The organism is Streptomyces sp. SAS_270, assembly GCF_052543295.1.
Genome location: NZ_JBMNDS010000079.1, coordinates 25,063 through 48,184, shown reverse-complemented (window position 1 = coordinate 48,184; position 23,122 = coordinate 25,063). Strand labels below are relative to the sequence as shown.

Sequence of the window (23,122 nt, the reverse complement as noted above, 5' to 3'; positions counted from 1 at the left end):
GAACGCCTCGGCCGACTTCCCCGCCCACTTCAGGACCGCGTCCTCACCCGCCATCGACTTCACCGACCGCAGCGCATCCGACACGTCATCCGCGAAGTCGTGCAACGTCTTGGCCAGATGACGCACCCGGTCCGGATCACCCGGCGTCGGATCCTTGTCCAGGTCCAGAACGTGCCAGTCCCCCGGCCGATTCCCCGCCATGTCCATCCCCCGTAACGGCCACACCAGCACCAACATCAACAGCAACACGAACAGGCGTACGCAGGTGCGAAGTTACTAGGTGTGTGGGGCAAGGGGAAAGGTTGTATCAGTGAGGCGCGGGTGTGGCCTTGAGGGTGCGTATGAGTTTGTGCAGGCCTGTGGGGGAGGTGGTGAGGATGACGTTCGGGGCGTCGCTCTCGTGGAGGTGGATGGCTCCGGTGGGGGCGGCGGCGACGTGGAGGCAGTTGGCTGCTTCGGCGCTGTAGGTCGATTTCTGCCAGGCGAGTGGGGGCATGGGGGGGGCTCCTCAGAGTTCTCGGGCGATGTGCTGGATGAGGTCTCGGGACTTCTCTTGGGAGAGGGCGCGGGACTCCATGCGGTTCAGTACGGAGCGGTAGCGGTGCAACTGGGCCTCCGCATCGAGGAATTCGCATCCGTGGTCGGTGTCAAGGACGACGGTGTCGAGTTGAGGTACCGGCCCGGTGGCGCAGGTGATGGGTTGGCCCGAGGCGGGGAAGCCGGCTTCCCCGAAGGGGATCACTAGGACGGTAATGGTGCGCTGCTCGCTCATCTCCAGCAGGTAGCCGAGCTGGGCGCGGGCAATGTCCGGGCCGCCGAAGCCCATCCGCAGTGCCGCTTCGTGCACGAGGGCTCTGTACGGGGTCGGGGGCTCCCTGAAGAGGACCGCCTGGCGCTTCACGCGGTGTGAGACGCGGTGTTCGATCTCGTACGACCGCAGGGGCGGGACCGCTTCGCGCATCACCGCGCGGGCGTGCTCCGTGGTCTGCAACAGGCCGGGCATATGGATGGTGACAGCCACGCGCAGGGCCGTGGCGTGGTGCTCCAGCTCGGCCAGGTCCTGCAAGTCGGACGGGAGCGTGTCACGGTACTCCTCCCACCAGCCGCGTTTGCGGCCACCCGTCATCGCGGCGAGAGCGTCGACGTACGCCTCGTCGGGGCAGCTGTAGTTGCGGGCCAGCGTGCGTACGCGGTCGGCGCTCACGGCGTACCGCCCGGCTTCGATGTTGCTGATCCGCGCCTGCGGGCCGCCGAGCAGGTTCGCGGCGGCGGTTGAGCTGAGTCCCGCGCGCTCGCGGAGCTTCCGCAGCTCGAAGCCCAGGCGCTGCTGGCGCAGGGGCACGGTCGGGCTGGGCGGCATGGTGCGTTGCTTCCTTCTGTTGTGCGGGCTGAGGCATCACCCACACGAGTGGGTCTTGGTAGGTTTTCGCTACTTCAATGGAAGAACTTACATTCCTGACGCTACGTTGTGTCACGTACCGCCCAACTGCCCACGCCCACAAGCCGGGAGCGCACCGCAGTCAGGCATGCCACCACCCGGCGGAGCCGTTGAGCGAACCCAAGCCCCCACTCGCAGGAGCCATCCATGGTTACCGTATCCGCGTCCCCACCCTGGGTGTACGCCCTCCGTCTGCCTCATGACCCCCGCGCCGCACGTGTCGCACGTATGACCGTGCGGGCGGCGCTCCACGGGCACGGCATGTGCGAAGTCCTGGACGTCGTCGAGCTGTTGGCGTCCGAGTTGGTCAGCAATGCGTACCTGCACACGAAAGGGCCGGCCTCGCTGCGGCTGACCGCGCTCGGTGACGGGCGGTTGCGGGTGGGCGTGTGGGATACGCATCCTTATATCCCCGCTCCCTTCGAAAAGCCGCCCGGCGGACGCGTTCGTCCTGTGGCGGCTGGGTCCGAGGGAGGGCGCGGGCTGCTTCTCGTACAGGAATGCGCGGACTCTTGGGGTAGTTGGGCGTTTGGGGACGGCCTGCTCGGACGTGGTGCGGGGAAGCTGCTGTGGTTCGAGGTGGGTGGGCGGCGGAGTGGGGCTGCCTGACGTGATCGTGCAGGTAGCCGTATGGGAATTCGCCCTACGTGTTTGGAGTGGCATAGCTATGACCGTTGACGGGGTTCTCGTGAATCCGGAGCTGCTCCAGGGGCTCTACGGGTGCGTTCCCGTCATCCGTGAAGCGCGGGTTCGGTCGGTCAACTTGAACTGGCGGGGGCCCACCCTGACCCTGCGCGTCGATCTGGCCTCCTTTCCTGACGCCGAGGTGGCGCCGCAGGAGTGGGTCGACGCGGGGATGGACACCGTGCAGTGTCAGCTGGAGTTCCTGGCGGTGGAGGATCTCGCCCTGGCCCGGTGGTCGCCTCCGGTTGTCGCCGTGGTCGAGGTGGTTCCCTGGGGCGATCGGCGGCGTATGAGGGTGCGGGTCGGTGGTGAGGGGCTGGATCTGGAGTTCAGCAGTAGTGACTCGGTGGTCGTCCGTCATGTGAGTGCCTTCAAGGGGCGGGAGGACGGGGCGGACGGTGGAAGGCATCTCTTCGTGAGCAGGGTTGATGCCCGACGGCATACCTCCCTTCCCGGGACCGACGAGAAGACCTACTTCGCATGAGCGTGTTCGACGGGCTGCAACTCCTCGTGGCCGCCGGGGATTTGGCCGGACTGCGTGAGCTGTACGACGGGGACCCTCCGTCGCTGGACTCCTGCTCCCTCTTCTACGTGCACCTCGACGAACGCGGCGACTCGGTCACCCTGGGGTTCGAGACCGAGCGGCTGCCGTCCAAGCCTCCTTCGGAGTGGCGGCAGAAGCCCTTCAACATGTTTGAGTTCCACCTCGTCCTTGTCGGAGTGGAGGCTTTGCGCGTTCACGGGTGGGGGCCCGCTCAGGCAAAGGAGGTCGGGCTCGTCCGTCGGGACGGCGGGCGGGTCGATGTCACCTTGGGCGGGGCAGAGGACGGGATCCGGTTCCGGGCCTCCTCGGTGTCGCTGGGGCGGACGCGCGTCTACCTCGCCGCGCGCGGCTCGGAGTGACTGTGCGGCGGCTGTGTGTCCGCCCGTCCTGGTGGCAAGGGTTCGTCAAGGCCCGGTCAAGTCGGTCGGCGCTCGGTTTTGCCGGGGCGCGCCCGCGTGACACGGTGGGCAAGTTGCGTACGTGAAGGTTGAAGCCAGTTCGGCGCGTGGGGAGTTGGAGCAGTGAGCAAGCGGCAGGTGCAGAAGATGCTGCAGTTGATGGCGGCCGGGGAGCCTGTTGAGCTCGCCACTCCCATGTCTTCCGTGAAGAAGCTGGCCCGGCTCGCCTTCGTCGCCCAGCAGTTCGGGTACGAGTACGCGGACGCACGGCAGGGAGGGCGCAACGGGTCGGTGAAGATGCTCGTTCTGCCCGATCACAGCCCGCAGGCCCAGGCGCGTGCCGCGCAGAACTGGGCGCAGTATCCGCAGGCGAGGGACGGGGTCTCGCTGCCGCCTGTCGTTCCCGACGCGCTGGAGCTGCTCAAGGCCCGGATCAACTTCGATCTCACCGGCAAGAACGCCGAGAAGAGGATGGGGTACGGCGTCGTCGGTGTCAGCATCGGGTCCGTGGTGCTCGCCTATCGCCTCGGCGGGGAGTCCGCCGACTTCGTCGGTGCCGGCATCTTCTGGGCGATCATGATGGTCGTACTCGGGATCGGGTTCGTCGTCACGCGCAAGCGGAACGCCAAGTTCGCGGCGCGCTTGCACGCCGCCGGGTTCACGCCTGTGACGGAGCAGGACGGCCGGGTGCGGTATCTGCCGCCTGGGGCGGGCACGGGGGCGTACGCCCACCAGCCCTACCAGCCGCACCCGCAGCAGCCCCACCAGCAGCACGCCCCCGGCCCCTACGGCCAGCAGCCGCCGCCGTACGCCGCCGGACAGGCCCCGCACGGACAGGCCCCGCACGGACAGCAGACCCCCGCCCCCGCTCCCTACGGGCAGCCTGCTCAGCCCTCCGCCTCCGCCCCCTACGGCCAGCAGCCGACACCCACCCCTTACGGGCAGCAGTCAGCCCCCGGCGCCCCCTACGGCCAGCAGCCCCCCACCGGCCCCTACGCGCAGCCCGCCCAGCCCGCCCACCCCGCCCAGCCCTACGCCCCCTACGGCCAGCAGCCCCCCACCGGCCCCTACGGGCAGCCCCCTCAGCAGTAGCCCCTCCCGGCACTCGTCGACGTCCTCACCGAAGCCCCCCGCTCCGAGTGAGAGCAACGTTCCCTTCCAGTCACTCGTAGCCACAGGCCGGAAACGCGTCCTCCCTACCTTCGGATTCAGTCACTCGTCGTACGACAGCGAGCACCGGAGAACCGTGGAGGCGTCATGACAGCCCCGAGTACAGCCCCCGCATCGAGCAAGGGAGGCCGCTGGATCGAGCACTGGGATCCGGAGGACGAGGCCTTCTGGCAGGAGACCGGCGAGAAGGTCGCCCGGCGCAATCTGCTCTTCTCCGTGCTGTCCGAGCACATCGGGTTCTCGGTCTGGACCCTGTGGTCCGTGCTCGTGCTCTTCATGGGGCCCGAGTACGGGCTCACCCCGGCCGACAAGTTCATGCTGACGTCCATGGTGACGCTGGTCGGGGCCGTCGTACGGGTGCCGTACACCTTCGCCGTAGCGATCTTCGGCGGGCGGAACTGGACGATCGTCTCGGCGAGCCTGCTGCTCATCCCGACGATCGCCGCGTTCACCGTGATGAAGCCGGGGACATCGTTCAACACGTTCCTGCTCATCGGGCTGCTGGCCGGAATCGGCGGTGGCAACTTCGCCTCCTCCATGACGAACATCAACGCCTTCTTCCCGCTGCGGAAGAAGGGATGGGCCCTCGGGCTCAACGCCGGCGGCGGCAACATCGGCGTGCCGGTCATCCAGCTCGTGGCGCTCGCGATCATCGGCGCGAGCGGCGGGCCGCGCGTGCTGCTGGGGATCTACATCCCGCTCATCCTCGTCGCCGCCGTTCTCGCCGCCGTGTTCATGGACAACATCGCGAACGTGAAGAACGACACCGGTGCCGCCGTGGACGCCGCGAAGGACGCGCACACCTGGATCATGGCCTTCCTCTACGTCGGCACGTTCGGGTCGTTCATCGGCTACAGCTTCGCCTTCGGGCAGGTGCTGACCAACCAGTTCGGGCGTACGCCGCTGCAGGCCGCGTACCTCACCTTCATCGGCCCGCTGCTCGGCTCGCTGATCCGGCCCGTCGGCGGCTGGCTCGCCGACCGCTACGGCGGCGCGAAGATCACGCTGTGGAACTTCGTCGGCATGGCCGCGGCGACCGCCGTCCTCGTCGTCGCCTCCATGCAGAAGTCGCTGCCGCTGTTCGTCAGCGTGTTCGTGGTGCTCTTCGTACTCAGCGGGCTCGGCAACGGCTCGACGTACAAGATGATCCCCGGCATCTTCCAGGCCAAGGCCGTCGCCAAGGGGCTGGCGGGCGAAGAGGCCGCGTCCTACGGGCGCAGGCTCTCCGGTGCCTCGATGGGGCTCATCGGCGCGGTGGGCGCGCTCGGCGGCGTAGGGATCAACCTCGCCTTCCGGCAGTCCTTCCTCTCCTACCACTCCGGCACCGGCGCCTTCGTCACCTTCCTCGCCTTCTACGCCGCCTGCTTCGCGGTCACCTGGGCCGTATACCTTCGCCGCCCGGCCGCAGTGACACCGGCCACAGCTGCCGCATCCGAGGCGAAGCCGCAGCTCAGCTACGCCGAGGTGTGACGTAACACCGACGACATAAAGCGGAACCGAGCCTGTCATGGAGCATTGACAGGCTCGGTTCCGCCATAACTGGCCGGCCGTGCGGGAGCGGCCGCCACCGTACGACTCGACTAGCGCGAGACGAGAGCCATGTACGACGAACAGCAGCGCCCGGACCGGACGCCGGATTCCGGCTCGGACCGCACGCCGGACACCGCCGCCTCGGACCGCGGCCCGGACCGCACGCCCGACACCGCCGCCTCGGACCGCGGCCCGGACCCCGGTCCGGCCCACGGCCCCCTCGCGGGATTCACCATCGGAGTCACGGCCGCCCGGCGCGCCGACGAGCTCGGGGCGCTGCTCCAGCGGCGCGGGGCCTCCGTCCTGCACGCCCCCGCCCTGCGGATCGTGCCCCTCGCCGACGACAGCGAACTTCTCGCCGCCACCAAGGAAGTCATCGACCAGGCGCCGGACGTCGTGGTCGCCACCACCGCCATCGGCTTCCGGGGCTGGGTCGAGGCCGCCGACGGCTGGGGGCTCGGCGAGTCCCTGCTGGCCCGGATGCGTGGTGTCGAGCTGCTCGCCCGCGGCCCCAAGGTCAAGGGCGCCATACGGGCCGCCGGGCTTACCGAGGAGTGGTCGCCGTCCTCCGAGTCCATGGCCGAGGTGCTCGACCGGCTGCTGGAGGAGGGCGTCGACGGACGCCGTATCGCCGTACAGCTGCACGGTGAACCGCTGCCAGGCTTCGTCGAGTCGCTGCGGGTCGCCGGAGCGGAGGTCGTCGGGGTGCCGGTGTACCGGTGGCTGCCGCCGGAGGACCTCGGCCCCGTGGACCGGCTGCTCGAGGCGGCTGTCACCCGCGGCGTGGACGCGCTCACCTTCACCAGCGCACCCGCCGCCGCGTCCCTGCTCTCCCGTGCCGAGGACCGCGGCCTGCTGCCCGAACTGCTCGCCGCCCTGCGCCACGACGTGCTGCCCGCCTGTGTCGGCCCGGTCACCGCGCTGCCGCTGCAGGCCCACGGCGTGGACACCGTCTCACCCGACCGCTTCCGCCTCGGCCCCCTCGTCCAACTGCTGTGCCAGGAACTCCCGGGCCGCGCCCGTACGCTGCCGATCGCCGGCCACCGGGTCGAGATCCGCGGCCACGCCGTGCTGGTCGACGGGGCGCTGCGGCCCGTACCGCCCGCCGGAATGTCGCTGCTGCGTGCCCTGGCCCGGCAGCCCGGCTGGGTGGTGGCCCGCGCCGAGCTGCTGCGCGCGCTGCCCGGAGCCGGGCGGGACGAGCACGCCGTCGAGACGGCGATGGCCCGGCTGCGTACGGCCCTCGGGGCGCCCAAGCTCATCCAGACGGTGGTCAAGCGCGGCTACCGGCTCGCGCTCGACCCGGCGGCCGACTCCAAGTACTCCGACGCCTGACGCCTGCCGGACCGGCCGTACCGCCCGTGCAGCACGAGCGCCCGGGCCAGGCAGGCCAGCGCGAGCGTCGACAGCAGCGCCCGTACGACGTTCCACGCGACCCACGGGTCCTCGAACCGCTCGCGCACGGCGGCCGGGTCGGCGATCTTCGCCGGGTCGCCTGCGTTCGCGAGGTCGTTGTTGAGCGGGATGTTCACGACGATCGTGAAGAGGAACGCCAGCGTGTACGCCGCCAGCGCGGCCCACACCCAGCGGCGGTACGGCGAGCCGCGCAACTGCCAGGCGGAGACGGCCGTGAGCAGCAGCGCGCCCATGAAGCTGAGGAAGAACACCGGGTTCTGGATCACGTCGTTGATGTTCTGCATGACCTCGATGTAGACGCGGTCGTCGCTGCGGGCCAGCGACGGCATGATGTCGCAGGCGAAGATGTAGAAGACCCCGGCGATCAGGCCCATGGCGATCGCGGCCGCGCCCAGGACGGCCGTGGTGGCCGTACGGCGGCCTTCGCCGTTCTCGGTACTGCGGTTCGTCGCTGTGCTGCTGTTGGCTGTCATGAGGATCAGTCAACCGGCGCCGCGCCGGCGGTGACATGGCCCGGACGCGCGGCCGCATAAGCGGACGTCCAGGGCGGGCGCGGCACCTCCCCGGCCGCGGGTCTTCCGGCCGCGCGTGCAGCGGGGCACTGTAGCGGGTACGGGACTCGCAGAACGTCACCCAGCACGCCTCGCAGAACGTCTCCAGGAACCTTTCCTCTCCCTTCAGCGATCACCTCACGGATCACCTCACCGATCCCCTCACTTCACCGACCCCTCATGGCGGCAACCCCAAGGCGGTGACAGGCACATGGCATTGGGCACAGCCACGGCCACGGCCTCGTACGAACTGCGGTTCGACTCCGGGCGGATCTGCCTGGATCTCGTGGCGACCACCCATCCCGAGGAACGGCTCGACTCCGCCGCGCGGCTGCGGAACTGGATCACCGGCTCCGGGCTCGTGCCCGCGGGGACACCGCTCACGGCGGTCGACGCGGCCTGGCTCGCCTCCTTCCGTGAACTGCGCGGCCACGTGTCGCAGTTGGTGCGCGGGGAGCTGGACGGTCAGCCCGCCGACGCGGCGCTGGCCCGGGTCAACGCCGTGGCGCTGGGCACGCCGCCCGCCCCCTGGGCCGTACGCGCAGACGACGGTTCGCTGCGGCGCCGGCTGCACGCGCCGCCCGGCTGCCCGGAGTTGCTCGCCGTGGTGGCCCGGGACGCGGTCGACCTCCTCACCGACCCGGTGGCGTGTGCCAGCCTGCGCCAGTGCGAGGGGGACCACTGCCCGATCGTCTATCTCGACACCTCGCGCGGGCGGCGGCGCCGCTGGTGCTCCAGCGAGGTCTGCGGGAACCGGGAACGGGTCGCCCGGCACCGACGCAGGGCGGCTCTCGCGCGCGCGTGAGCCGTCGGGCATGATCAGCCGAGCCCGGTCCGTGTGCCCGCAGGTCGGTCCACCCGCTCATGATCAGCTCTATGTGATCTTCCGATCACGTGCCGCGACCGGACCACCCTGTTCCCAGATTTCCCAAGAAATATGTGCGCACACTTTGAACACACCATCGACCGCACGCGTACCCGGGTATGAGCGACCGACTGGGGGAACCCCCGGACACCGGAGGTAGGCGTGCGCAAGGATTCCGCCGTGGCTGATGAAAGCAGGCCAAGGGCCCGACATCGCATGTCCCAGCAACCCTCGTCCCCTGAACCGGACGAGGAGCTGATGCGTGCGTTGTATCGGGAGCATGCGGGTCCCCTCCTCGCCTATGTCCTCAGGCTGGTCGCCGGCGACCGGCAGCGTGCGGAGGACGTCGTGCAGGAGACGCTCATCCGTGCCTGGAAGAACGCCGGTCAGCTCAATCGAGCGACCGGTTCGGTACGCCCCTGGCTGGTGACGGTTGCCCGGCGCATCGTCATTGACGGCCACCGCAGCCGGCAGGCCCGGCCGCAGGAGGTGGACCCGTCACCGCTCGAGGTCATCCCTGCGGAGGACGAGATCGACAAGGCGTTGTGGCTGATGACTCTGTCGGACGCGCTGGACGACCTGACCCCTGCTCACAGGGAAGTACTGGTCGAAACGTACTTCAAAGGACGTACCGTGAATGAGGCGGCCGAGACCCTGGGTATACCCAGTGGCACGGTGCGCTCACGGGTTTTCTACGCCCTGCGGTCCATGAAGCTGGCGCTGGAGGAGCGGGGGGTGACGGCATGAACACGTACGGGGGATACGGAACGGGTGGTCCAGGATCCATGCAGGGATCACAGGCACAGCAGGGTCCGGGCGACATCCATGAGACGGTCGGCGCCTACGCGCTCGGCATTCTCGACGACGCCGAGGCAACCGCTTTCGAGGCACACCTCGCCACGTGCGAGTGGTGCGCCCAGCAGCTCGACGAGCTCGCCGGGATGGAACCCATGCTGGCCGCCCTCGCGGACCTCCCCGCCGCCCAGGGCACCCCGGCCATCGGCGAGTCCCTGGCCGCCCGGCCGAGTCCACAGCTTGCCGAACGGCTGGTGGACGAGGTCTCCATGCGGCGCGCCCACAAGCGCCGGCGCGGAATGTACCTGGTGGCGGCCGCGGCCGCGCTGATCATCGGCGGCCCGCTCACCGTGATGGCGGTGAACGGCGGCGACAGCAGCTCCACGATGCCGCCGCAGGCGCACGCCACCAGCCCGGCCAAGGCCGCGTTCGAGGTCATGACCGACAAGGTGGCCGCCACGGACAAGAGCACCGGCGTCTCCGCCGTGGTCGCCGTGGAGAAGAAGGACTGGGGCACCCACGCCGTTCTGCAGCTGAAGAACGTCAAGGGCCCCGAGAGGTGCTCCCTGATCGCCGTGGGCAAGAACGGCGAGCGCGAGACGGTGACCTCCTGGGCCGTCCCGAACTGGGGCTACGGCATTGCCAACGCCAAGTCCGAGGAGGCGAAGCTGCCGCTCTACGTGCACGGCGGCGCGGCCTTCTCGCCCAACCAGATCGACCATTTCGAGGTCATGACGTTCGGCGGCAAGCGCCTCGTCGAGGTCCAGGCGAAGGCGTAGCGAGAGGGAACAGGGCAACCGCCCCGGGTCGGCGCGCGAGCGACCCGGGGCGGACGCGTAGCCTGCACGGCCCCCTTTCGCGTACGGTTGACGGCTGCCATGCACGTCAGAAGGGGGCCCGGTGGCCGCTCAGGTTCAGCAGGAAACCGCGGTCGGTCCGGTCGGTGAGTCCTCAGCTCAGGACTCCGTACGAAAGTCCGCCCAGGACTCGGTACGCGACCGGGAGATCAGTGTCGAACAGGAACACCTGGACCGGGTGTACCGGCGTCTTGAGGAGAAGATCCACGAGGCGGAGTTCCTCATGAACGACGCCGCCCAGCGCGGTCAGGTCGGTACGCCCGGTGCGCTCGCCGAACGGGACGCCCAGGTGTTCCGGGCGGGCGTCCACCTCAACCGCCTCAACAACGAGTTCGAGGACTTCCTCTTCGGCCGGATCGACCTGCTCCTGGGCAAGGACGGCAAGAAGGGCCCGGACGGGGCGTACACGGCGGTGGAGCCGGCCGAGGGTGCGGTGCGCCCGGACAGCACGGCGGACGTCGCGGAGACGCTCCACATCGGCCGTATCGGCGTCCTCGACACGGACTACTCCCCGCTCGTCATCGACTGGCGGGCGCCCGCTGCGGCGCCGTTCTACCGGTCGACGCCGGTCGACCCGGGCCGTGTGGTGCGCCGCCGGGTCATCCGCTCCAAGGGGCGCAAGGTCCTCGGTGTCGAGGACGACCTGATGCGTCCGGAGCTGAAAGCTTCCCTCGACGGACACGAGCTCGCTGTCGTCGGCGACGGCGCCCTGATGGCCGCCCTCGGCCAGGCCCGCAGCCACACCATGCGGGACATCGTGGCGTCGATCCAGGCCGAGCAGGACCTGGTGATCCGCGCGCCCGCCGCGTCCGTGACGTACGTGGAGGGCGGCCCGGGCACCGGCAAGACGGCGGTCGCCCTGCACCGCGCCGCCTACCTCCTCTACCAGGACCGCCGCCGGTACGCGGGCGGCATCCTCATCGTCTCGCCCACGCCCCTGCTGGTGGCGTACACGGAGGGCGTCCTGCCGTCCCTCGGTGAGGAGGGCCAGGTCGCCATCCGCGCCATCGGCTCGCTCGTCGACGGCGCGGAGGCCACGCTGTACGACTCCCCGGCCGTGGCCCGCGCCAAGGGCTCGTACCGGATGCTGAAGGTGCTGCGGAAGGCGGCGCGGGGCGCGCTGGAGGCGCCCGTTCCCGTACGGCAGCAACAGCAGCTCGCGTTCGGTGAGGACGAGGAGGACGGCCGTGAGCCGGGGGCTCCCGCCGGCACCCCCTCCCGTCTCCGTGTCGTCGCCTTCGGCCGCCGTCTGGAGCTGGAGGCCGCCGAGCTGGACCGCGTCCGGCACAACGCGCTCAGCGGGACCGCACCGGTCAACCTGCTGCGCCCGCGCGCCCGCAAGCTGCTGCTCGACGCGCTCTGGTCGCAGTCCGGGGCGGGCAGCCGGCACAGCGACCCGGAGCTGGCCGCCGAGCTGCGCTCGTCGTTCGACGAGGACGTCGCCTCCGAGGACAGCTTCATCGCCTTCCTGGACGCCTGGTGGCCGGAGCTGACCCCGCGCGGTGTGCTGGCCGCGATGGCCGACGAACGGCGCCTGGGGCGGTGGGCGCGGCGGATCCTCAACCCCGGCGAGGTGCGGCGGGTGGCGCGCTCCCTCAAGCGCGACGGACTCTCCGTGCACGACGTGGCGATGCTCGACGAGCTGCAGGCCGTCCTCGGCAGCCCGGTCCGGCCGAAGAAGCGGCGCGAGTTCGACCCGCTCGACCAGCTCACCGGCCTGGAGGAGCTGATGCCGACGCGCGAGGAGACGCAGCGCGAGCGCGCCGAGCGCCTGGCGCAGGAGCGCACCGAGTACGCGCACGTCATCGTCGACGAGGCGCAGGACCTCACGCCCATGCAGTGGCGGATGGTCGGGCGCCGGGGCCGGCACGCCACCTGGACGGTCGTCGGCGACCCCGCCCAGTCGTCCTGGTCCGACCCGGACGAGGCGGCGGAGGCCCGCGACGAGGCACTGGGCACCCGCCCGCGCCGCCGCTTCACGCTCACCGTCAACTACCGCAACCCCGCCGAGATCGCCGAGCTCGCCGCGAAGGTCCTGGCCCTCGCCATGCCGGGCTCCACGTCCCCGTCCGCCGTGCGGTCCACGGGCGTCGAGCCTCGTTTCGTGGCCACGAACAGCGGGAACGGCGCCGTCGTACGCGACTCGCTGGCCCAGTCCGTGCGCACCGAGGCGGCCCGGCTGCTGGACCGCGTCGACGGCACCGTCGGCGTCGTCGTCGCGATGAACCGGCGGGAGGAGGCCGCGCGCTGGCTCGCCGGGCTCGGGGAGCGCGTGGTGGCGCTCGGCAGCCTGGAGGCGAAGGGGCTGGAGTACGACGCCACGGTCGTCGTCTCGCCCGCGGAGATCGCCGACGAGTCGCCCGCGGGGCTGCGCGTCCTGTACGTCGCGCTGACCCGCGCGACGCAGCAGCTCACGGTCGTCTCGGCGGACCGGGACGCGCCGGACGGGAACGGGGTGCCGGATCTGCTGCGGGACTGACCGGGTGAGCGCCCCGCGGGACCGACCGGGTGGTCGCTGAAATGAACTTCCGGTACGGGAATGGCCTTACGGGATCTGTTTGTTAGCCTGGGTGTGGCACCGGCTCGATCCAAGCCCCCGGGCCCAACCTTCGTCGCTACGAGCGACCACTTGCCGCGAGGCGAGCATGGCGGGTCGGTGCCACTGAACGACAAGAGGTCCACGTCACCACGTGACGTGGACCTCTTTGTTGTCTTCCGGACTACTCGTATGTTCCCGTTGTGCTCTCGTATGGTGGAATCTGTTTTCCGAAAGTGAAACCGGGTCGCGACCAAAACGTTCGCAATCCGGGGCGGCTACCGCGTACTGCGCGGTAGGTGCGACGATCGGACGGCATACCCGCGACACGAGCAGTACCCGGTGAAAGCAGAGGAAGTCGGCCATGGCAACGGCGCCCAGCGTCTCCTACTCGATGACGGTCCGGCTGGAGGTGCCCGCGAGCGGAACCGCGGTCTCCCAGCTCACCGGAGCCGTCGAGTCCCACGGAGGCTCGGTGACCGGCCTCGACGTGACCGCATCCGGCCACGAGAAGCTCCGCATCGACGTCACCATCGCGGCGACCTCCACGTCGCACGCCGACGAGATCGTCGAGCAGCTGCGTCACATCGAGGGCGTGACGCTCGGCAAGGTCTCCGACCGTACGTTCCTGATGCACCTCGGCGGCAAGATCGAGATGGCGTCGAAGCACCCCATCCGCAACCGTGACGACCTCTCGATGATCTACACCCCGGGCGTGGCCCGCGTGTGCATGGCGATCGCCGAGAACCCCGAGGACGCCCGACGCCTCACCATCAAGCGCAACTCCGTTGCGGTCGTGACCGACGGCTCGGCCGTGCTCGGCCTCGGCAACATCGGTCCGAAGGCGGCCCTGCCGGTCATGGAGGGCAAGGCGGCCCTCTTCAAGCGCTTCGCCGGGATCGACGCCTGGCCGCTGTGCCTGGACACCCAGGACACCGACGAGATCGTGGCGATCGTCAAGGCGATTGCGCCCGGCTTCGCCGGCATCAACCTGGAGGACATCTCCGCGCCGCGCTGCTTCGAGATCGAGGCCCGGCTGCGCGAGGCCCTGGACATCCCCGTTTTCCACGACGACCAGCACGGCACCGCGATCGTCGTCCTCGCCGCCCTCACGAACGCCCTGCGCGTCGCGGGCAAGGCCATCGGCGACATCCGCGTCGTCATGTCCGGCGCGGGCGCGGCCGGTACGGCCATCCTGAAGCTGCTGATCGCCGCGGGCGTCAAGAACGCGGTCGTCGCCGACATCCACGGCGTCGTGCACGCGGACCGCTCGGACCTCGTCGACGCGGCCCCCGACTCGGCGCTGCGCTGGATCGCCGACAACACCAACCCCGAGGGCCTCACGGGCACGCTGAAGGAGGCCGTGCGCGGCGCGGACGTCTTCATCGGCGTCTCCGCCCCGAACGTGCTGGACGGCGACGACGTGGCCGCCATGGCCGAAGGCGCCATCGTGTTCGCGCTCGCGAACCCCGACCCCGAGGTCGACCCGGCGATCGCCCGTCAGACGGCGGCGGTCGTGGCCACCGGCCGCTCGGACTTCCCCAACCAGATCAACAACGTCCTGGTCTTCCCGGGCGTCTTCCGCGGCCTCCTGGACGCCCAGTCCCGCACGGTCAACACGGAGATGATGCTGGCCGCCGCGACCGCTCTTGCGGACGTGGTGACCGAGGACGAGCTCAACCCGAACTACATCATCCCCAGCGTCTTCAACGACAAGGTCGCGGGCGCCGTCGCCGGAGCGGTGCGCAACGCCGCGAAGGCGGCGGGCGTGACCGAGGCGGGCAACGCGACCGCCTGAACCGTCTCAACCGCCTGATCCGAGCGGGCGTAAGGCCTGTGACGGTTGCCACGACCGCCGGGACACGGCGCGTCGCGTGACACTGGGCTCCTGGCCGCCCCCTAAGGTGGCGGCCAGGCTCAGGCCTCCAGGCCCTGCGGCCCGGTGCCGGGAGCGCACGGAGCGTCACCACACTGAGGCAGTGGCGCTTTTCGTGTGACTCCCAAGGGTGTTCGTGTGACTCCCAGGGGTGCCGGATTGGCTTTCCCGCCGCAGGTGGGGGCAGGATGCGTCTTCGGGCGCGAGGGTCTGGCTACGGACCCGGGTCCGGGGACCGACCGAGGACCCTGGCAACATCGGCTTCGCCGCATCCGACATGCGGCTCCGCCGCGTGGCACGCCTCAACGGCAAGAAGAACACGGGAGTAACGACATGAACCGCAGTGAGCTGGTGGCCGCGCTGGCCGACCGTGCCGAGGTGACTCGCAAGGACGCCGACGCCGTTCTGGCCGCTTTCGCCGAGACCGTCGGCGAGATCGTCGCCAAGGGCGACGAGAAGGTCACCATCCCCGGCTTCCTGACCTTCGAGCGCACCCACCGTGCCGCTCGCACCGCGCGCAACCCGCAGACCGGCGACCCGATCCAGATCCCGGCCGGCTACAGCGTGAAGGTCTCCGCGGGCAGCAAGCTCAAGGAAGCCGCCAAGGGCAAGTAAGTCCGTTCGTGCGCCTCGGGACGGGCGCACACGGCACGCAGTAACGCCAATGGGGCGGCCCCTTCACCAGGGGCCGCCCCATCGTCGTACGTACGACCGTGTCTGCTGCGGTGACTAGCCGAGCGCCTTGCCCGGCAGTTCGACCTTCGCGCCCAGCTCGACCAGCTTTTCCATGCTGTGTCTATCCGGGGGATGACCCCCGGACCCCCAGCCGAGACCGGCGCAGCTCGGGGCCGAGGGTGGTGAGTCTTCGGCTAGCCGAGCGCCTTGCCCGGCAGTTCGACCTTCGCGCCCAGCTCGACCAGCTTCTCCATGAAGTTCTCGTAGCCGCGGTTGATCAGGTCGATGCCGTGCACCCGGGAGGTGCCCTGGGCCGCGAGGGCCGCGATCAGGTACGAGAAGCCGCCGCGGAGGTCGGGGATGACCAGGTCGGCGCCCTGCAGGCGGGTCGGGCCCGAGACGACCGCGGAGTGCAGGAAGTTGCGCTGACCGAAGCGGCAGTTCGAGCCGCCGAGGCACTCGCGGTAGAGCTGGATGTGTGCGCCCATCTGGTTGAGCGCGGAGGTGAAGCCGAGGCGGGACTCGTAGACCGTCTCGTGGATGATCGAGAGGCCCGTCGCCTGGGTGAGCGCGACCACCAGGGGCTGCTGCCAGTCGGTCTGGAAACCGGGGTGGACGTCCGTCTCCAGCGCGATCGACTTGAGCTGGCCGCCCGGGTGCCAGAAGCGGATGCCCTCGTCGTCGATCGCGAAGGCGCCGCCGACCTTCCGGTAGGTGTTCAGGAACGTCATCATCGAGCGCTGCTGGGCGCCGCGGACGTAGATGTCGCCTTCGGTCGCCAGCGCCGCGGAAGCCCAGGAGGCGGCCTCCAGGCGGTCCGGGAGGGCCGCGTGGGTGTAGCCGCCGAGGGAGTCGACCCCGGTGACGCGGATGGTGCGGTCGGTGTCCATCGCGATGATCGCGCCCATTTTCTGCAGGACGCAGATCAGGTCCTCGATCTCCGGCTCGACCGCCGCGTTGGCGAGCTCGGTGACGCCCTCGGCGAGGACGGCCGTCAACAGCACCTGCTCGGTGGCGCCCACGGACGGGTACGGCAGCTTGATCTTCGTGCCGCGCAGCCGCTGCGGGGCCTCCAGGTACTGGCCGTCCGCCCGCTTCTCGATCGTCGCGCCGAACTGCCGCAGCACCTCGAAGTGGAAGTCGATCGGCCGACCGCCGATGTCGCAGCCGCCCAGGCCCGGGATGAACGCGTGCCCGAGGCGGTGCAGCAGCGGACCGCAGAGGAGGATCGGGATACGGCTCGACCCCGCGTGGGCATCGATGTCGGCGACGTTCGCGCTCTCCACGTGCGACGGGTCCATCACCAGCTCGCCCGGCTCCTCGCCCGGACGGACCGTCACACCATGCAGCTGCAGCAGCCCGCGTACGACACGGACGTCGCGGATGTCGGGAACATTGCGCAGCCGGCTCGGCTCGCTGCCCAGCAGGGCGGCGACCATGGCCTTCGGTACGAGGTTCTTCGCACCGCGGACCCGGATCTCGCCCTCGAGCGGGGTTCCGCCGTGGACAAGCAGTACATCGTCTGAGCCGTTGACGGTCATGTATCTCGCGTTCCGATGAGTTGGGCAGGTGGCGTCGGCGGTCCAGTGGTACAGGAGCCGAAGCAGCAAGGGTAATGGCCGCCCACCCCCCTTCTGTAAGCCCAGGGACGGCCCAGCTACGTCATAGCTTTGCCACAACACGAACCGTTCCTAATCGGGCACACGGGGTCACCGGTGCGCGTGCGCGCTCTTCTTGCATCTGCACGCCCTGAGCTGCGTTCACTCCGGTACGGGTATTGCCTCCCCGTCGGCGGGGAAGATGCGGGATCATGTCTGGCATGACCGAGGTGTCCTCGCTCACAGGGCGGCTGCTCGTGGCCACGCCCGCCCTGGCGGACCCGAACTTCGACCGCGCGGTGGTGCTGCTCCTCGACCACGACGAGGAGGGCTCGCTCGGCGTCGTCCTCAACCGCCCGACCCCGGTCGACGTGGGCGACATCCTGGAGGCCTGGGCGGACTTGGCCGGCGAACCCGGTGTGGTGTTCCAGGGCGGCCCGGTCTCCCTCGACTCGGCGCTCGGCGTCGCGGTCATCCCCGGCGGAGCGTCCGGGGAGAAGACCCCGCTCGGCTGGCGGCGAGTGCACGGCGCGATCGGCCTCGTCGATCTGGAGGCGCCGCCCGAGCTGCTGGCCTCCGCGCTGGGCTCGTTGCGGATCTTCGCCGGTTACTCCGGATGGGGCCCGGGCCAGCTGGAGGACGAGCTGACCGACGGCGCCTGGTACGTCGTCGAGTCCGAGCCCGGAGACGTCTCCTCCCCCTCCCCGGAACGCCTCTGGCGCGAGGTCCTGCGCCGCCAGCGCAACGAGCTGGCGATGGTGGCCACGTACCCGGACGACCCTTCGCTCAACTGACCACTGTGATGACCTCTGTGAGCTTCAGTACTCTTGCAGTTATGAGCACTCTTGAGCCTGAGACCCAGCCCCAGCGAGGTACTGGGACGGGGACCCTCGTAGAGCCGACGCCGCAGACGTCGCACGGCGACGGTGACCACGAGCGCTTCGCCCACTATGTCCAGAAGGACAAGATCATGGCGAGCGCCCTCGACGGCACGCCCGTCGTGGCCCTCTGCGGCAAGGTGTGGGTCCCGGGCCGCGACCCGAAGAAGTACCCGGTGTGTCCCATGTGCAAGGAGATCTACGAGTCCATGAACGCCGGTGGCGACAAGGGCAAGGACGGCAAGGACGGCAAGGGCAAGTAGCCGCTCCGCCGGCCGGATCGGGTGGGCGCTCCGCCCGCTGTCCGTCGGTCCCTCCCGCTGAACGACTGATCCGCACGAGGTCCCCGAGGCGCGTTTTGGTGCGCCCCGGGGGCCTTTGTGCTGCACCCGCGTTGCACGGGGTGCGTCGGGTGGTCACAGAGTGGTTGAGACCTCTTGTGGGCATGTTCATGTAGTCCATAGCCTCCGGGGTGTTGTGCAGAGCAAAACCGTCATTGCGCATGTTGCAACGCACCCCCACCGGAGGACGCTCGATGAAGCTCTCTGTCCGAACGGCCGCCGCAGCCGCGGCCCTCGCCCTCGCGGGCCTCACCGCCACCGCCTGCGCCCCCCAGGCCTCCGACGACTCCTCCTCCGGCAAGGACGAGCGGACCGGCACCCTGCGCGTCTGGCTCTTCCAGGAGGTCGGCAACAAGCCGAAGCAACAGGTCGTCGACAAGACGGTCGCCGCCTTCAAGAAGGCCCACAAGGGCGCCGGCGTCACCGTGGAGTACATCCCCGTGGAGACCCGCGCCCAGCGCATCAAGGCCGCCTTCAACGACCCCAAGAGCGCCCCGGACGTCATCGAGTACGGCAACACGGACACCGCCGGGTACGTCAAGGACGGCGGACTCGCCGACGTCACCAAGGACTTCACCGACTGGAGCGAGGCCAAGGACACCGACCCGACGGCCAGACAGTCCGTGACGGTCGACGGCAGGATCTACGGCGTCCCGTACTTCGTCGGCGTCCGCGCCCTCTACTACCGCACCGACCTCTTCAAGGAACTCGGCCTCGAAGCCCCGAAGACACAGGCCGAGTTGATCGACACGGCCCACAAGATCCGCGCGGCGAAGCCCGACCTGTACGGGCTCGCGGTCGGCGGCGCCTACACGTACGGCGCGATGCCCTTCGTGTGGGCCAACGGCGGCGAGATCGCGGGCGGCAAGGACGGCTCGTACGCCTCCGCCATCGACAGCGCGGCCGCGCAGAAGGGCATCAAGGCCTACACCTCGCTCTTCGGGGACGACAACTGCCCCGCCGCCAAGTGCGCGGGCATGGGCGGCAACGACACCGTGACGGCCTTCGCGTCCGGCAAGGCAGGCATGGCCATCGGCGGCGACTTCAGCCATGCGGCGATCGAGGCGGGCAAGGTCAAGGGCAAGTACGCGGTCGTACCGCTGCCGGGCCTCAAGCCGGGGGAGATCGCCCCGGCGTTCGCGGGCGGCAACAACCTCGGCGTACTGAAGAGCACCACCCACCGCACCCTCGCCGTCGACCTGATGGAGCGGCTGGCGTCGAAGAAGACGCAGGCCGAACTCTTCGACGCCATGGGCTTCCTGCCGACGTTCACCGATGTGCGCGACGACGTCGCCGCGAAGGAGCCGTTCGTCGCGCCGTTCGTGAAGACGCTCTCCTCGGGCACCAGGTTCGTGCCGGCCTCGCCGGCCTGGGCGCAGATCGACGCCTCCCTGGTGCTGCCGACCATGTTCCAGGAGGTCGTCAGCGGCAAGAAGGACGTGGCGGCGGCCTCGAAGGACGCGGCGAAGAAGATGAACGACGCCTTCGCCTCCGTGGGCTGAGCGGATGACCGCGCACGACACCCTCGCCGAGAGGGCCCCGCGCAGCGCCGTCGCGAAGGCCGCGCCCACCGGCCCCCGGCGCCGGGGTGGCGGCTGGACCCCCTGGCTCTACCTCGCCCCCGCCCTCGTCGTCCTCGGCGGCCTGCTCGTCTACCCCGTCTACCAGCTCGGCCTGATCTCGTTCCTCGAATACACCCAGGCGCAGGTCAGCGGCGGTGAGCCGACGACCTTCCAGGGCTTCGGGAACTACGCGACCCTCTTCGCGGACGCGGAGTTCTGGCAGGTACTGATCGCCACCGTGCTGTTCGCGGCGGCCTGCGTCGTCTCGACCCTCACGGTCGGCTGCGCGCTCGCCGTGCTCCTCACCCGGGTACGGGCCCTGCCGCGGCTCGCTCTGATGCTGGCCGCGCTCGGTGCCTGGGCCACCCCGGCGATTACCGGCTCCACGGTCTGGCTGCTCCTCTTCGACCCCGACTTCGGCCCGGTCAACCGGGTCCTCGGACTCGGCGACCACTCATGGACGTACGGCCGCTACAGCGCCTTCGCCCTCGTGCTGCTCGAAGTGGTCTGGTGCTCCTTCCCGTTCGTGATGGTGACGGTCTACGCCGGGATCCGCGCCGTACCGGCCGAGGTGCTGGAGGCCGCCGCCCTGGACGGCGCCTCGCAGTGGCGGATCTGGCGGTCCGTCCTGGCGCCGATGCTCCGGCCGATCCTGGTCGTCGTCACCATCCAGTCGGTCATCTGGGACTTCAAGGTCTTCACGCAGATCTACGTGATGACGAACGGCGGAGGCATCGCGGGCCAGAACCTCGTGCTGAACGTGTACGCGTACCAGAAGGCGTTCGCCTCCTCGCAGTACAGCCTCGGCTCGGCGATCGGCGTCGTGACGCTCGCCATCCTGCTGGCCGTCACGCTCGTGTACCTGAGGCTGCTGAAGCGGCAGGGGGAGGAACTGTGAGGATCGTCGGAGCAGTTCTACGGCGCCCGTGGCGGCTCGCCGCCGAGGTGTCGGCCCTGCTGATCGCGGCCGTCGTCGCCTTCCCCCTCTACTGGATGGTGCTGAGCGCCTTCAAGCCGGCCGGGGAGATCGAGTCCACCGAGCCCCGGCCCTGGACGCTCTCGCCCTCCCTGGATTCCTTCCGGCGCGTCTTCGAACAACAGGAATTCGGCCGGTACTTCCTCAACAGCCTTGTGGTGGCCTGCTCCGTGGTCGTCGCCTCGGCACTGATCGCCTTTCTCGCGGCGACGGCCGTGACACGATTCCGCTTCCGATTCCGGACCACGCTGCTGATCATGTTCCTGGTCGCGCAGATGGTGCCGGTGGAGGCCCTGACCATCCCGCTGTTCTTCCTCATGCGCGACTTCGGCCAGCTGAACACGCTGGGCTCGCTGATCCTGCCGCACATCGCCTTCTCGCTGCCGTTCGCCATCTGGATGCTGCGGGGTTTCGTGAAGGCGGTTCCCGAGGCGCTGGAGGAGGCCGCGTACCTCGACGGGGCGAGCCGGACGCGATTCCTCTGGCAGATCCTTTTCCCGCTCGTCTTCCCGGGACTTGTGGCCACGAGCGTCTTTTCGTTCATCTCGGCCTGGAACGACTTCCTGTTCGCCAAGTCCTTCATCATCAGCGACACGTCCCAGTCCACACTGCCGATGGCCCTTCTCGTCTTCTACAAGCCGGACGAGCCCGACTGGGGAGGCGTGATGGCCGCGTCCACGGTCATGACTGTTCCGGTGCTCGTGTTCTTCGTACTCGTACAGCGACGGCTGGTCTCCGGACTGGGCGGAGCGGTAAAGGATTGATCCAGTGGACCTGATTCCCCTGCCCGGCCATGTGACGGACTACGGACAGCGCTTTTTCGAACTGGGCCCGGACACAAAGGTGGCCGCGGGTGAAGGCACGGAACGAACGGAACGCTGGCTACGGGCCACGCTGACGGCGGCCACCGGTCTGCCGCTCGCGCCGGGGGAGGGAGGCGACGGCAACGTCATCCGCCTGTACATCCACAGCATGGTCACCAAGGACCTCGGTGAAGAGGGCTATCGCCTCGCCGTGACGCCGAAGGGTGTGCACGTGGTGGGAGGTGGTCCCGCAGGGCTCTTCTGGGGGGCCCAGACGCTCCGGCAGTTGCTGGGGCCCGATGCCTTCCGGCGCGCACCGCTGCCCGGTCGGCAGTGGCAGCTGCCGCTGATCCACGTCCAGGACTCACCCCGCTTCCGCTGGCGTGGCCTCATGCTCGACGTCTCCCGGCACTTCATGCCCAAGGACGGTGTGCTCCGCTATCTGGATCTGATGGCGGCGCACAAGCTGAACGTCTTCCACTTCCACCTCACGGACGACCAGGGCTGGCGGGTCGAGGTCAAGCGGTATCCGAAGCTGACGGAGGTCGGGGCCTGGCGGGCGCGCACGAAATTCGGCCATCGCGCCTCGCCCCTGTGGGAGGAGAAGCCGCACGGGGGCTTCTACACGCAGGACGACATTCGCGAGATCGTCGCCTACGCCGCCGAGCGGCATATCACCGTCGTCCCCGAGATCGACATCCCGGGCCACTCGCAGGCCGCCATCGCCGCGTATCCGGAACTCGGCAACACCGACGTCATCACCGCCTCCACCGAGGGGGGTTCCGCCCTCTCCGTCTGGGACAACTGGGGAATCTCCGCAAACGTACTCGCCCCCACCGACAACACCCTGCGCTTCTACGAGGGCGTCTTCGAGGAACTCCTCGACCTGTTCCCCTCGGAGTTCATCCATGTCGGCGGCGACGAATGCCTCAAGGACCAGTGGCGGCAGTCGCCCGCCGCGCAGGCCCGCATCAAGGAACTCGGACTCGCCGACGAGGACGGGCTGCAGGCGTGGTTCATCCGGCACTTCGACGACTGGCTCACCGCGCGCGGACGCCGGCTCATCGGCTGGGACGAGATCCTGGAGGGCGGTCTCGCGTCCGGCGCGGCCGTCTCCTCGTGGCGCGGCTACCAGGGCGGCATCACGGCCGCGCAGGCCGGCCACGACGTCGTCATGTGCCCCGAGCAGCAGGTGTACCTGGACCACCGTCAGGACGGCGGCGAGGACGAGCCGGTGCCCATCGGCTACGTACGCACCCTGGAGGACGTCTACCGCTTCGAGCCCGTTCCGCCGCAGCTCACAGAGGATCAGAAACGCCATGTGCTGGGCACCCAGGCCAACCTGTGGACCGAGGTGATGGAGGACCACGCGCGCGTGGACTACCAGGCGTTCCCGCGGCTCGCGGCCTTCGCCGAGGTCGCCTGGAGCGCCCTGCCCGCCCCGCGGGAACGGGACTTCGCCGACTTCGAGCGGCGGATGACCGCCCACTACGGGCGACTTGACGCCCTGGGAGTCGCCTACCGACCGCCGACCGGACCTCTGCCGTGGCAGCGGCGGCCCGGTGTGCTCGGACGCCCGATCGAGGGGCCGCCCCCGAACGTGTGAGACGACGCCCCACGAGGCCTCAC

General features: G+C 69.6%; 23 protein-coding genes. 18 read left to right on the top strand and 5 right to left on the bottom strand.

What is annotated here, in order from left to right; translation table 11 throughout:
• The 3 genes from ACN6LB_RS36710 to ACN6LB_RS36700 form a co-directional block, all read right to left on the bottom strand.
• Positions 1-201: WXG100 family type VII secretion target (locus tag ACN6LB_RS36710; RefSeq protein WP_458576041.1), on the bottom strand; the 201-nt coding region annotated here is incomplete at its 3' end.
• A 106-nt stretch (positions 202-307) separates the two neighbouring features.
• On the bottom strand, positions 308-496 hold the full coding sequence (locus ACN6LB_RS36705; RefSeq protein ID WP_445029638.1) for a DUF397 domain-containing protein: 189 nt from the start codon (positions 494-496) through the stop codon (positions 308-310).
• Between the two features lie 12 nt (positions 497-508).
• Positions 509-1,360, bottom strand: a complete 852-nt coding sequence (locus tag ACN6LB_RS36700; protein WP_445029637.1) for a helix-turn-helix domain-containing protein — start codon at positions 1,358-1,360, stop codon at positions 509-511.
• Positions 1,361-1,585: 225 nt separating this feature from the next.
• On the opposite strand from ACN6LB_RS36700, the gene ACN6LB_RS36695 reads away from it, so the two are divergent.
• The 6 genes from ACN6LB_RS36695 to ACN6LB_RS36670 all read left to right on the top strand — a co-directional run bounded on the left by ACN6LB_RS36695 (position 1,586) and on the right by ACN6LB_RS36670 (position 7,099).
• Positions 1,586-2,047: an ATP-binding protein gene (locus tag ACN6LB_RS36695; RefSeq protein ID WP_445029636.1), complete on the top strand. Its 462-nt coding sequence runs from the start codon at positions 1,586-1,588 to the stop codon at positions 2,045-2,047.
• Between the two features lies 1 nt (position 2,048).
• Entirely contained in the window at positions 2,049-2,606 is a 558-nt protein-coding gene (locus ACN6LB_RS36690; protein ID WP_445029635.1) for an Imm50 family immunity protein, read from the top strand.
• Positions 2,603-3,025 carry an Imm50 family immunity protein gene (locus ACN6LB_RS36685; RefSeq protein WP_445029634.1) on the top strand — a complete coding sequence of 141 codons (423 nt, stop codon included), beginning with the start codon at positions 2,603-2,605 and terminating at the stop codon, positions 3,023-3,025. The genes ACN6LB_RS36690 and ACN6LB_RS36685 overlap by 4 nt, the downstream gene beginning before the upstream one ends.
• Positions 3,026-3,187: 162 nt before the next feature.
• Positions 3,188-4,156, top strand: a complete 969-nt coding sequence (locus ACN6LB_RS36680) for a hypothetical protein (protein ID WP_445029633.1) — start codon at positions 3,188-3,190, stop codon at positions 4,154-4,156.
• A 165-nt stretch (positions 4,157-4,321) separates the two neighbouring features.
• Positions 4,322-5,704: a nitrate/nitrite transporter gene (locus ACN6LB_RS36675; RefSeq protein WP_445029631.1), complete on the top strand. Its 1,383-nt coding sequence runs from the start codon at positions 4,322-4,324 to the stop codon at positions 5,702-5,704.
• A 129-nt stretch (positions 5,705-5,833) separates the two neighbouring features.
• Positions 5,834-7,099, top strand: coding sequence for a uroporphyrinogen-III synthase (locus ACN6LB_RS36670; RefSeq protein ID WP_445029630.1), 1,266 nt, complete (start codon positions 5,834-5,836; stop codon positions 7,097-7,099).
• On the opposite strand, the gene ACN6LB_RS36665 is transcribed toward ACN6LB_RS36670, so the two are convergent.
• Positions 7,048-7,653 (bottom strand): anthrone oxygenase family protein, encoded by a 606-nt coding sequence (locus tag ACN6LB_RS36665; RefSeq protein ID WP_445029629.1) that lies wholly within the window; start codon positions 7,651-7,653, stop codon positions 7,048-7,050. The two genes, ACN6LB_RS36670 and ACN6LB_RS36665, sit on opposite strands and share 52 nt — an antisense overlap.
• Before the next feature lie 289 nt (positions 7,654-7,942).
• Between ACN6LB_RS36665 and ACN6LB_RS36660 the strand changes: the two genes are divergently transcribed.
• The 6 genes from ACN6LB_RS36660 (at position 7,943) to ACN6LB_RS36635 (ending at position 15,275) form a co-directional block, all read left to right on the top strand.
• Positions 7,943-8,536 (top strand): CGNR zinc finger domain-containing protein, encoded by a 594-nt coding sequence (locus tag ACN6LB_RS36660; RefSeq protein ID WP_356141266.1) that lies wholly within the window; start codon positions 7,943-7,945, stop codon positions 8,534-8,536.
• 276 nt (positions 8,537-8,812) lie between these two features.
• Entirely contained in the window at positions 8,813-9,343 is a 531-nt protein-coding gene (locus tag ACN6LB_RS36655) for a sigma-70 family RNA polymerase sigma factor (protein ID WP_356141264.1), read from the top strand.
• 38 nt (positions 9,344-9,381) lie between these two features.
• Positions 9,382-10,170: a zf-HC2 domain-containing protein gene (locus ACN6LB_RS36650; protein ID WP_356141262.1), complete on the top strand. Its 789-nt coding sequence runs from the start codon at positions 9,382-9,384 to the stop codon at positions 10,168-10,170.
• A gap of 121 nt (positions 10,171-10,291) precedes the next feature.
• Positions 10,292-12,727, top strand: a complete 2,436-nt coding sequence (locus ACN6LB_RS36645; protein WP_445029628.1) for a HelD family protein — start codon at positions 10,292-10,294, stop codon at positions 12,725-12,727.
• A 421-nt stretch (positions 12,728-13,148) separates the two neighbouring features.
• Positions 13,149-14,582: an NAD-dependent malic enzyme gene (locus ACN6LB_RS36640; protein ID WP_445029627.1), complete on the top strand. Its 1,434-nt coding sequence runs from the start codon at positions 13,149-13,151 to the stop codon at positions 14,580-14,582.
• A 411-nt stretch (positions 14,583-14,993) separates the two neighbouring features.
• On the top strand, positions 14,994-15,275 hold the full coding sequence (locus ACN6LB_RS36635; RefSeq protein WP_007382399.1) for an HU family DNA-binding protein: 282 nt from the start codon (positions 14,994-14,996) through the stop codon (positions 15,273-15,275).
• A gap of 254 nt (positions 15,276-15,529) precedes the next feature.
• On the opposite strand, the gene murA is transcribed toward ACN6LB_RS36635, so the two are convergent.
• Positions 15,530-16,876 (bottom strand): UDP-N-acetylglucosamine 1-carboxyvinyltransferase, encoded by a 1,347-nt coding sequence (gene murA, locus ACN6LB_RS36630; protein ID WP_445029626.1) that lies wholly within the window; start codon positions 16,874-16,876, stop codon positions 15,530-15,532.
• Positions 16,877-17,154: 278 nt separating this feature from the next.
• Between murA and ACN6LB_RS36625 the strand changes: the two genes are divergently transcribed.
• From ACN6LB_RS36625 to ACN6LB_RS36600, 6 genes are all read left to right on the top strand, one after another.
• Positions 17,155-17,727: a YqgE/AlgH family protein gene (locus tag ACN6LB_RS36625; protein ID WP_356141253.1), complete on the top strand. Its 573-nt coding sequence runs from the start codon at positions 17,155-17,157 to the stop codon at positions 17,725-17,727.
• A gap of 41 nt (positions 17,728-17,768) precedes the next feature.
• Positions 17,769-18,074, top strand: a complete 306-nt coding sequence (locus tag ACN6LB_RS36620; RefSeq protein ID WP_356141251.1) for a DUF3039 domain-containing protein — start codon at positions 17,769-17,771, stop codon at positions 18,072-18,074.
• 272 nt (positions 18,075-18,346) lie between these two features.
• Positions 18,347-19,654, top strand: coding sequence for an extracellular solute-binding protein (locus ACN6LB_RS36615; RefSeq protein ID WP_445029625.1), 1,308 nt, complete (start codon positions 18,347-18,349; stop codon positions 19,652-19,654).
• Between the two features lie 4 nt (positions 19,655-19,658).
• Positions 19,659-20,612 carry a carbohydrate ABC transporter permease gene (locus tag ACN6LB_RS36610; protein WP_445029624.1) on the top strand — a complete coding sequence of 318 codons (954 nt, stop codon included), beginning with the start codon at positions 19,659-19,661 and terminating at the stop codon, positions 20,610-20,612.
• A complete protein-coding gene (locus tag ACN6LB_RS36605) occupies positions 20,609-21,454 on the top strand; it encodes a carbohydrate ABC transporter permease (protein ID WP_445029623.1) in 846 nt (281 codons plus the stop codon). Before ACN6LB_RS36610 ends, ACN6LB_RS36605 begins: the two co-directional genes overlap by 4 nt.
• A 4-nt stretch (positions 21,455-21,458) precedes the next feature.
• Positions 21,459-23,099, top strand: coding sequence for a beta-N-acetylhexosaminidase (locus ACN6LB_RS36600; protein ID WP_445029622.1), 1,641 nt, complete (start codon positions 21,459-21,461; stop codon positions 23,097-23,099).
• Positions 23,100-23,122: the final 23 nt, after the last annotated feature.

What these genes read in the sequence shown, in the direction of transcription:
- ACN6LB_RS36705 (WP_445029638.1), bottom strand. Translation starts at nt 496, where the DNA reads ATGCCCCCACTCGCCTGGCAGAAATCGACCTACAGCGCCGAAGCAGCC.
- ACN6LB_RS36700 (WP_445029637.1), bottom strand. Translation starts at nt 1,360, where the DNA reads ATGCCGCCCAGCCCGACCGTGCCCCTGCGCCAGCAGCGCCTGGGCTTC.
- ACN6LB_RS36695 (WP_445029636.1), top strand. Translation starts at nt 1,586, where the DNA reads ATGGTTACCGTATCCGCGTCCCCACCCTGGGTGTACGCCCTCCGTCTG.
- ACN6LB_RS36685 (WP_445029634.1), top strand. Translation starts at nt 2,603, where the DNA reads ATGAGCGTGTTCGACGGGCTGCAACTCCTCGTGGCCGCCGGGGATTTG.
- ACN6LB_RS36675 (WP_445029631.1), top strand. Translation starts at nt 4,322, where the DNA reads ATGACAGCCCCGAGTACAGCCCCCGCATCGAGCAAGGGAGGCCGCTGG.
- ACN6LB_RS36670 (WP_445029630.1), top strand. Translation starts at nt 5,834, where the DNA reads ATGTACGACGAACAGCAGCGCCCGGACCGGACGCCGGATTCCGGCTCG.
- ACN6LB_RS36665 (WP_445029629.1), bottom strand. Translation starts at nt 7,653, where the DNA reads ATGACAGCCAACAGCAGCACAGCGACGAACCGCAGTACCGAGAACGGC.
- ACN6LB_RS36660 (WP_356141266.1), top strand. Translation starts at nt 7,943, where the DNA reads ATGGCATTGGGCACAGCCACGGCCACGGCCTCGTACGAACTGCGGTTC.
- ACN6LB_RS36655 (WP_356141264.1), top strand. Translation starts at nt 8,813, where the DNA reads ATGTCCCAGCAACCCTCGTCCCCTGAACCGGACGAGGAGCTGATGCGT.
- ACN6LB_RS36650 (WP_356141262.1), top strand. Translation starts at nt 9,382, where the DNA reads ATGCAGGGATCACAGGCACAGCAGGGTCCGGGCGACATCCATGAGACG.
- ACN6LB_RS36640 (WP_445029627.1), top strand. Translation starts at nt 13,149, where the DNA reads ATGGCAACGGCGCCCAGCGTCTCCTACTCGATGACGGTCCGGCTGGAG.
- ACN6LB_RS36635 (WP_007382399.1), top strand. Translation starts at nt 14,994, where the DNA reads ATGAACCGCAGTGAGCTGGTGGCCGCGCTGGCCGACCGTGCCGAGGTG.
- murA (WP_445029626.1), bottom strand. Translation starts at nt 16,876, where the DNA reads ATGACCGTCAACGGCTCAGACGATGTACTGCTTGTCCACGGCGGAACC.
- ACN6LB_RS36625 (WP_356141253.1), top strand. Translation starts at nt 17,155, where the DNA reads ATGACCGAGGTGTCCTCGCTCACAGGGCGGCTGCTCGTGGCCACGCCC.
- ACN6LB_RS36620 (WP_356141251.1), top strand. Translation starts at nt 17,769, where the DNA reads ATGAGCACTCTTGAGCCTGAGACCCAGCCCCAGCGAGGTACTGGGACG.
- ACN6LB_RS36615 (WP_445029625.1), top strand. Translation starts at nt 18,347, where the DNA reads ATGAAGCTCTCTGTCCGAACGGCCGCCGCAGCCGCGGCCCTCGCCCTC.
- ACN6LB_RS36610 (WP_445029624.1), top strand. Translation starts at nt 19,659, where the DNA reads ATGACCGCGCACGACACCCTCGCCGAGAGGGCCCCGCGCAGCGCCGTC.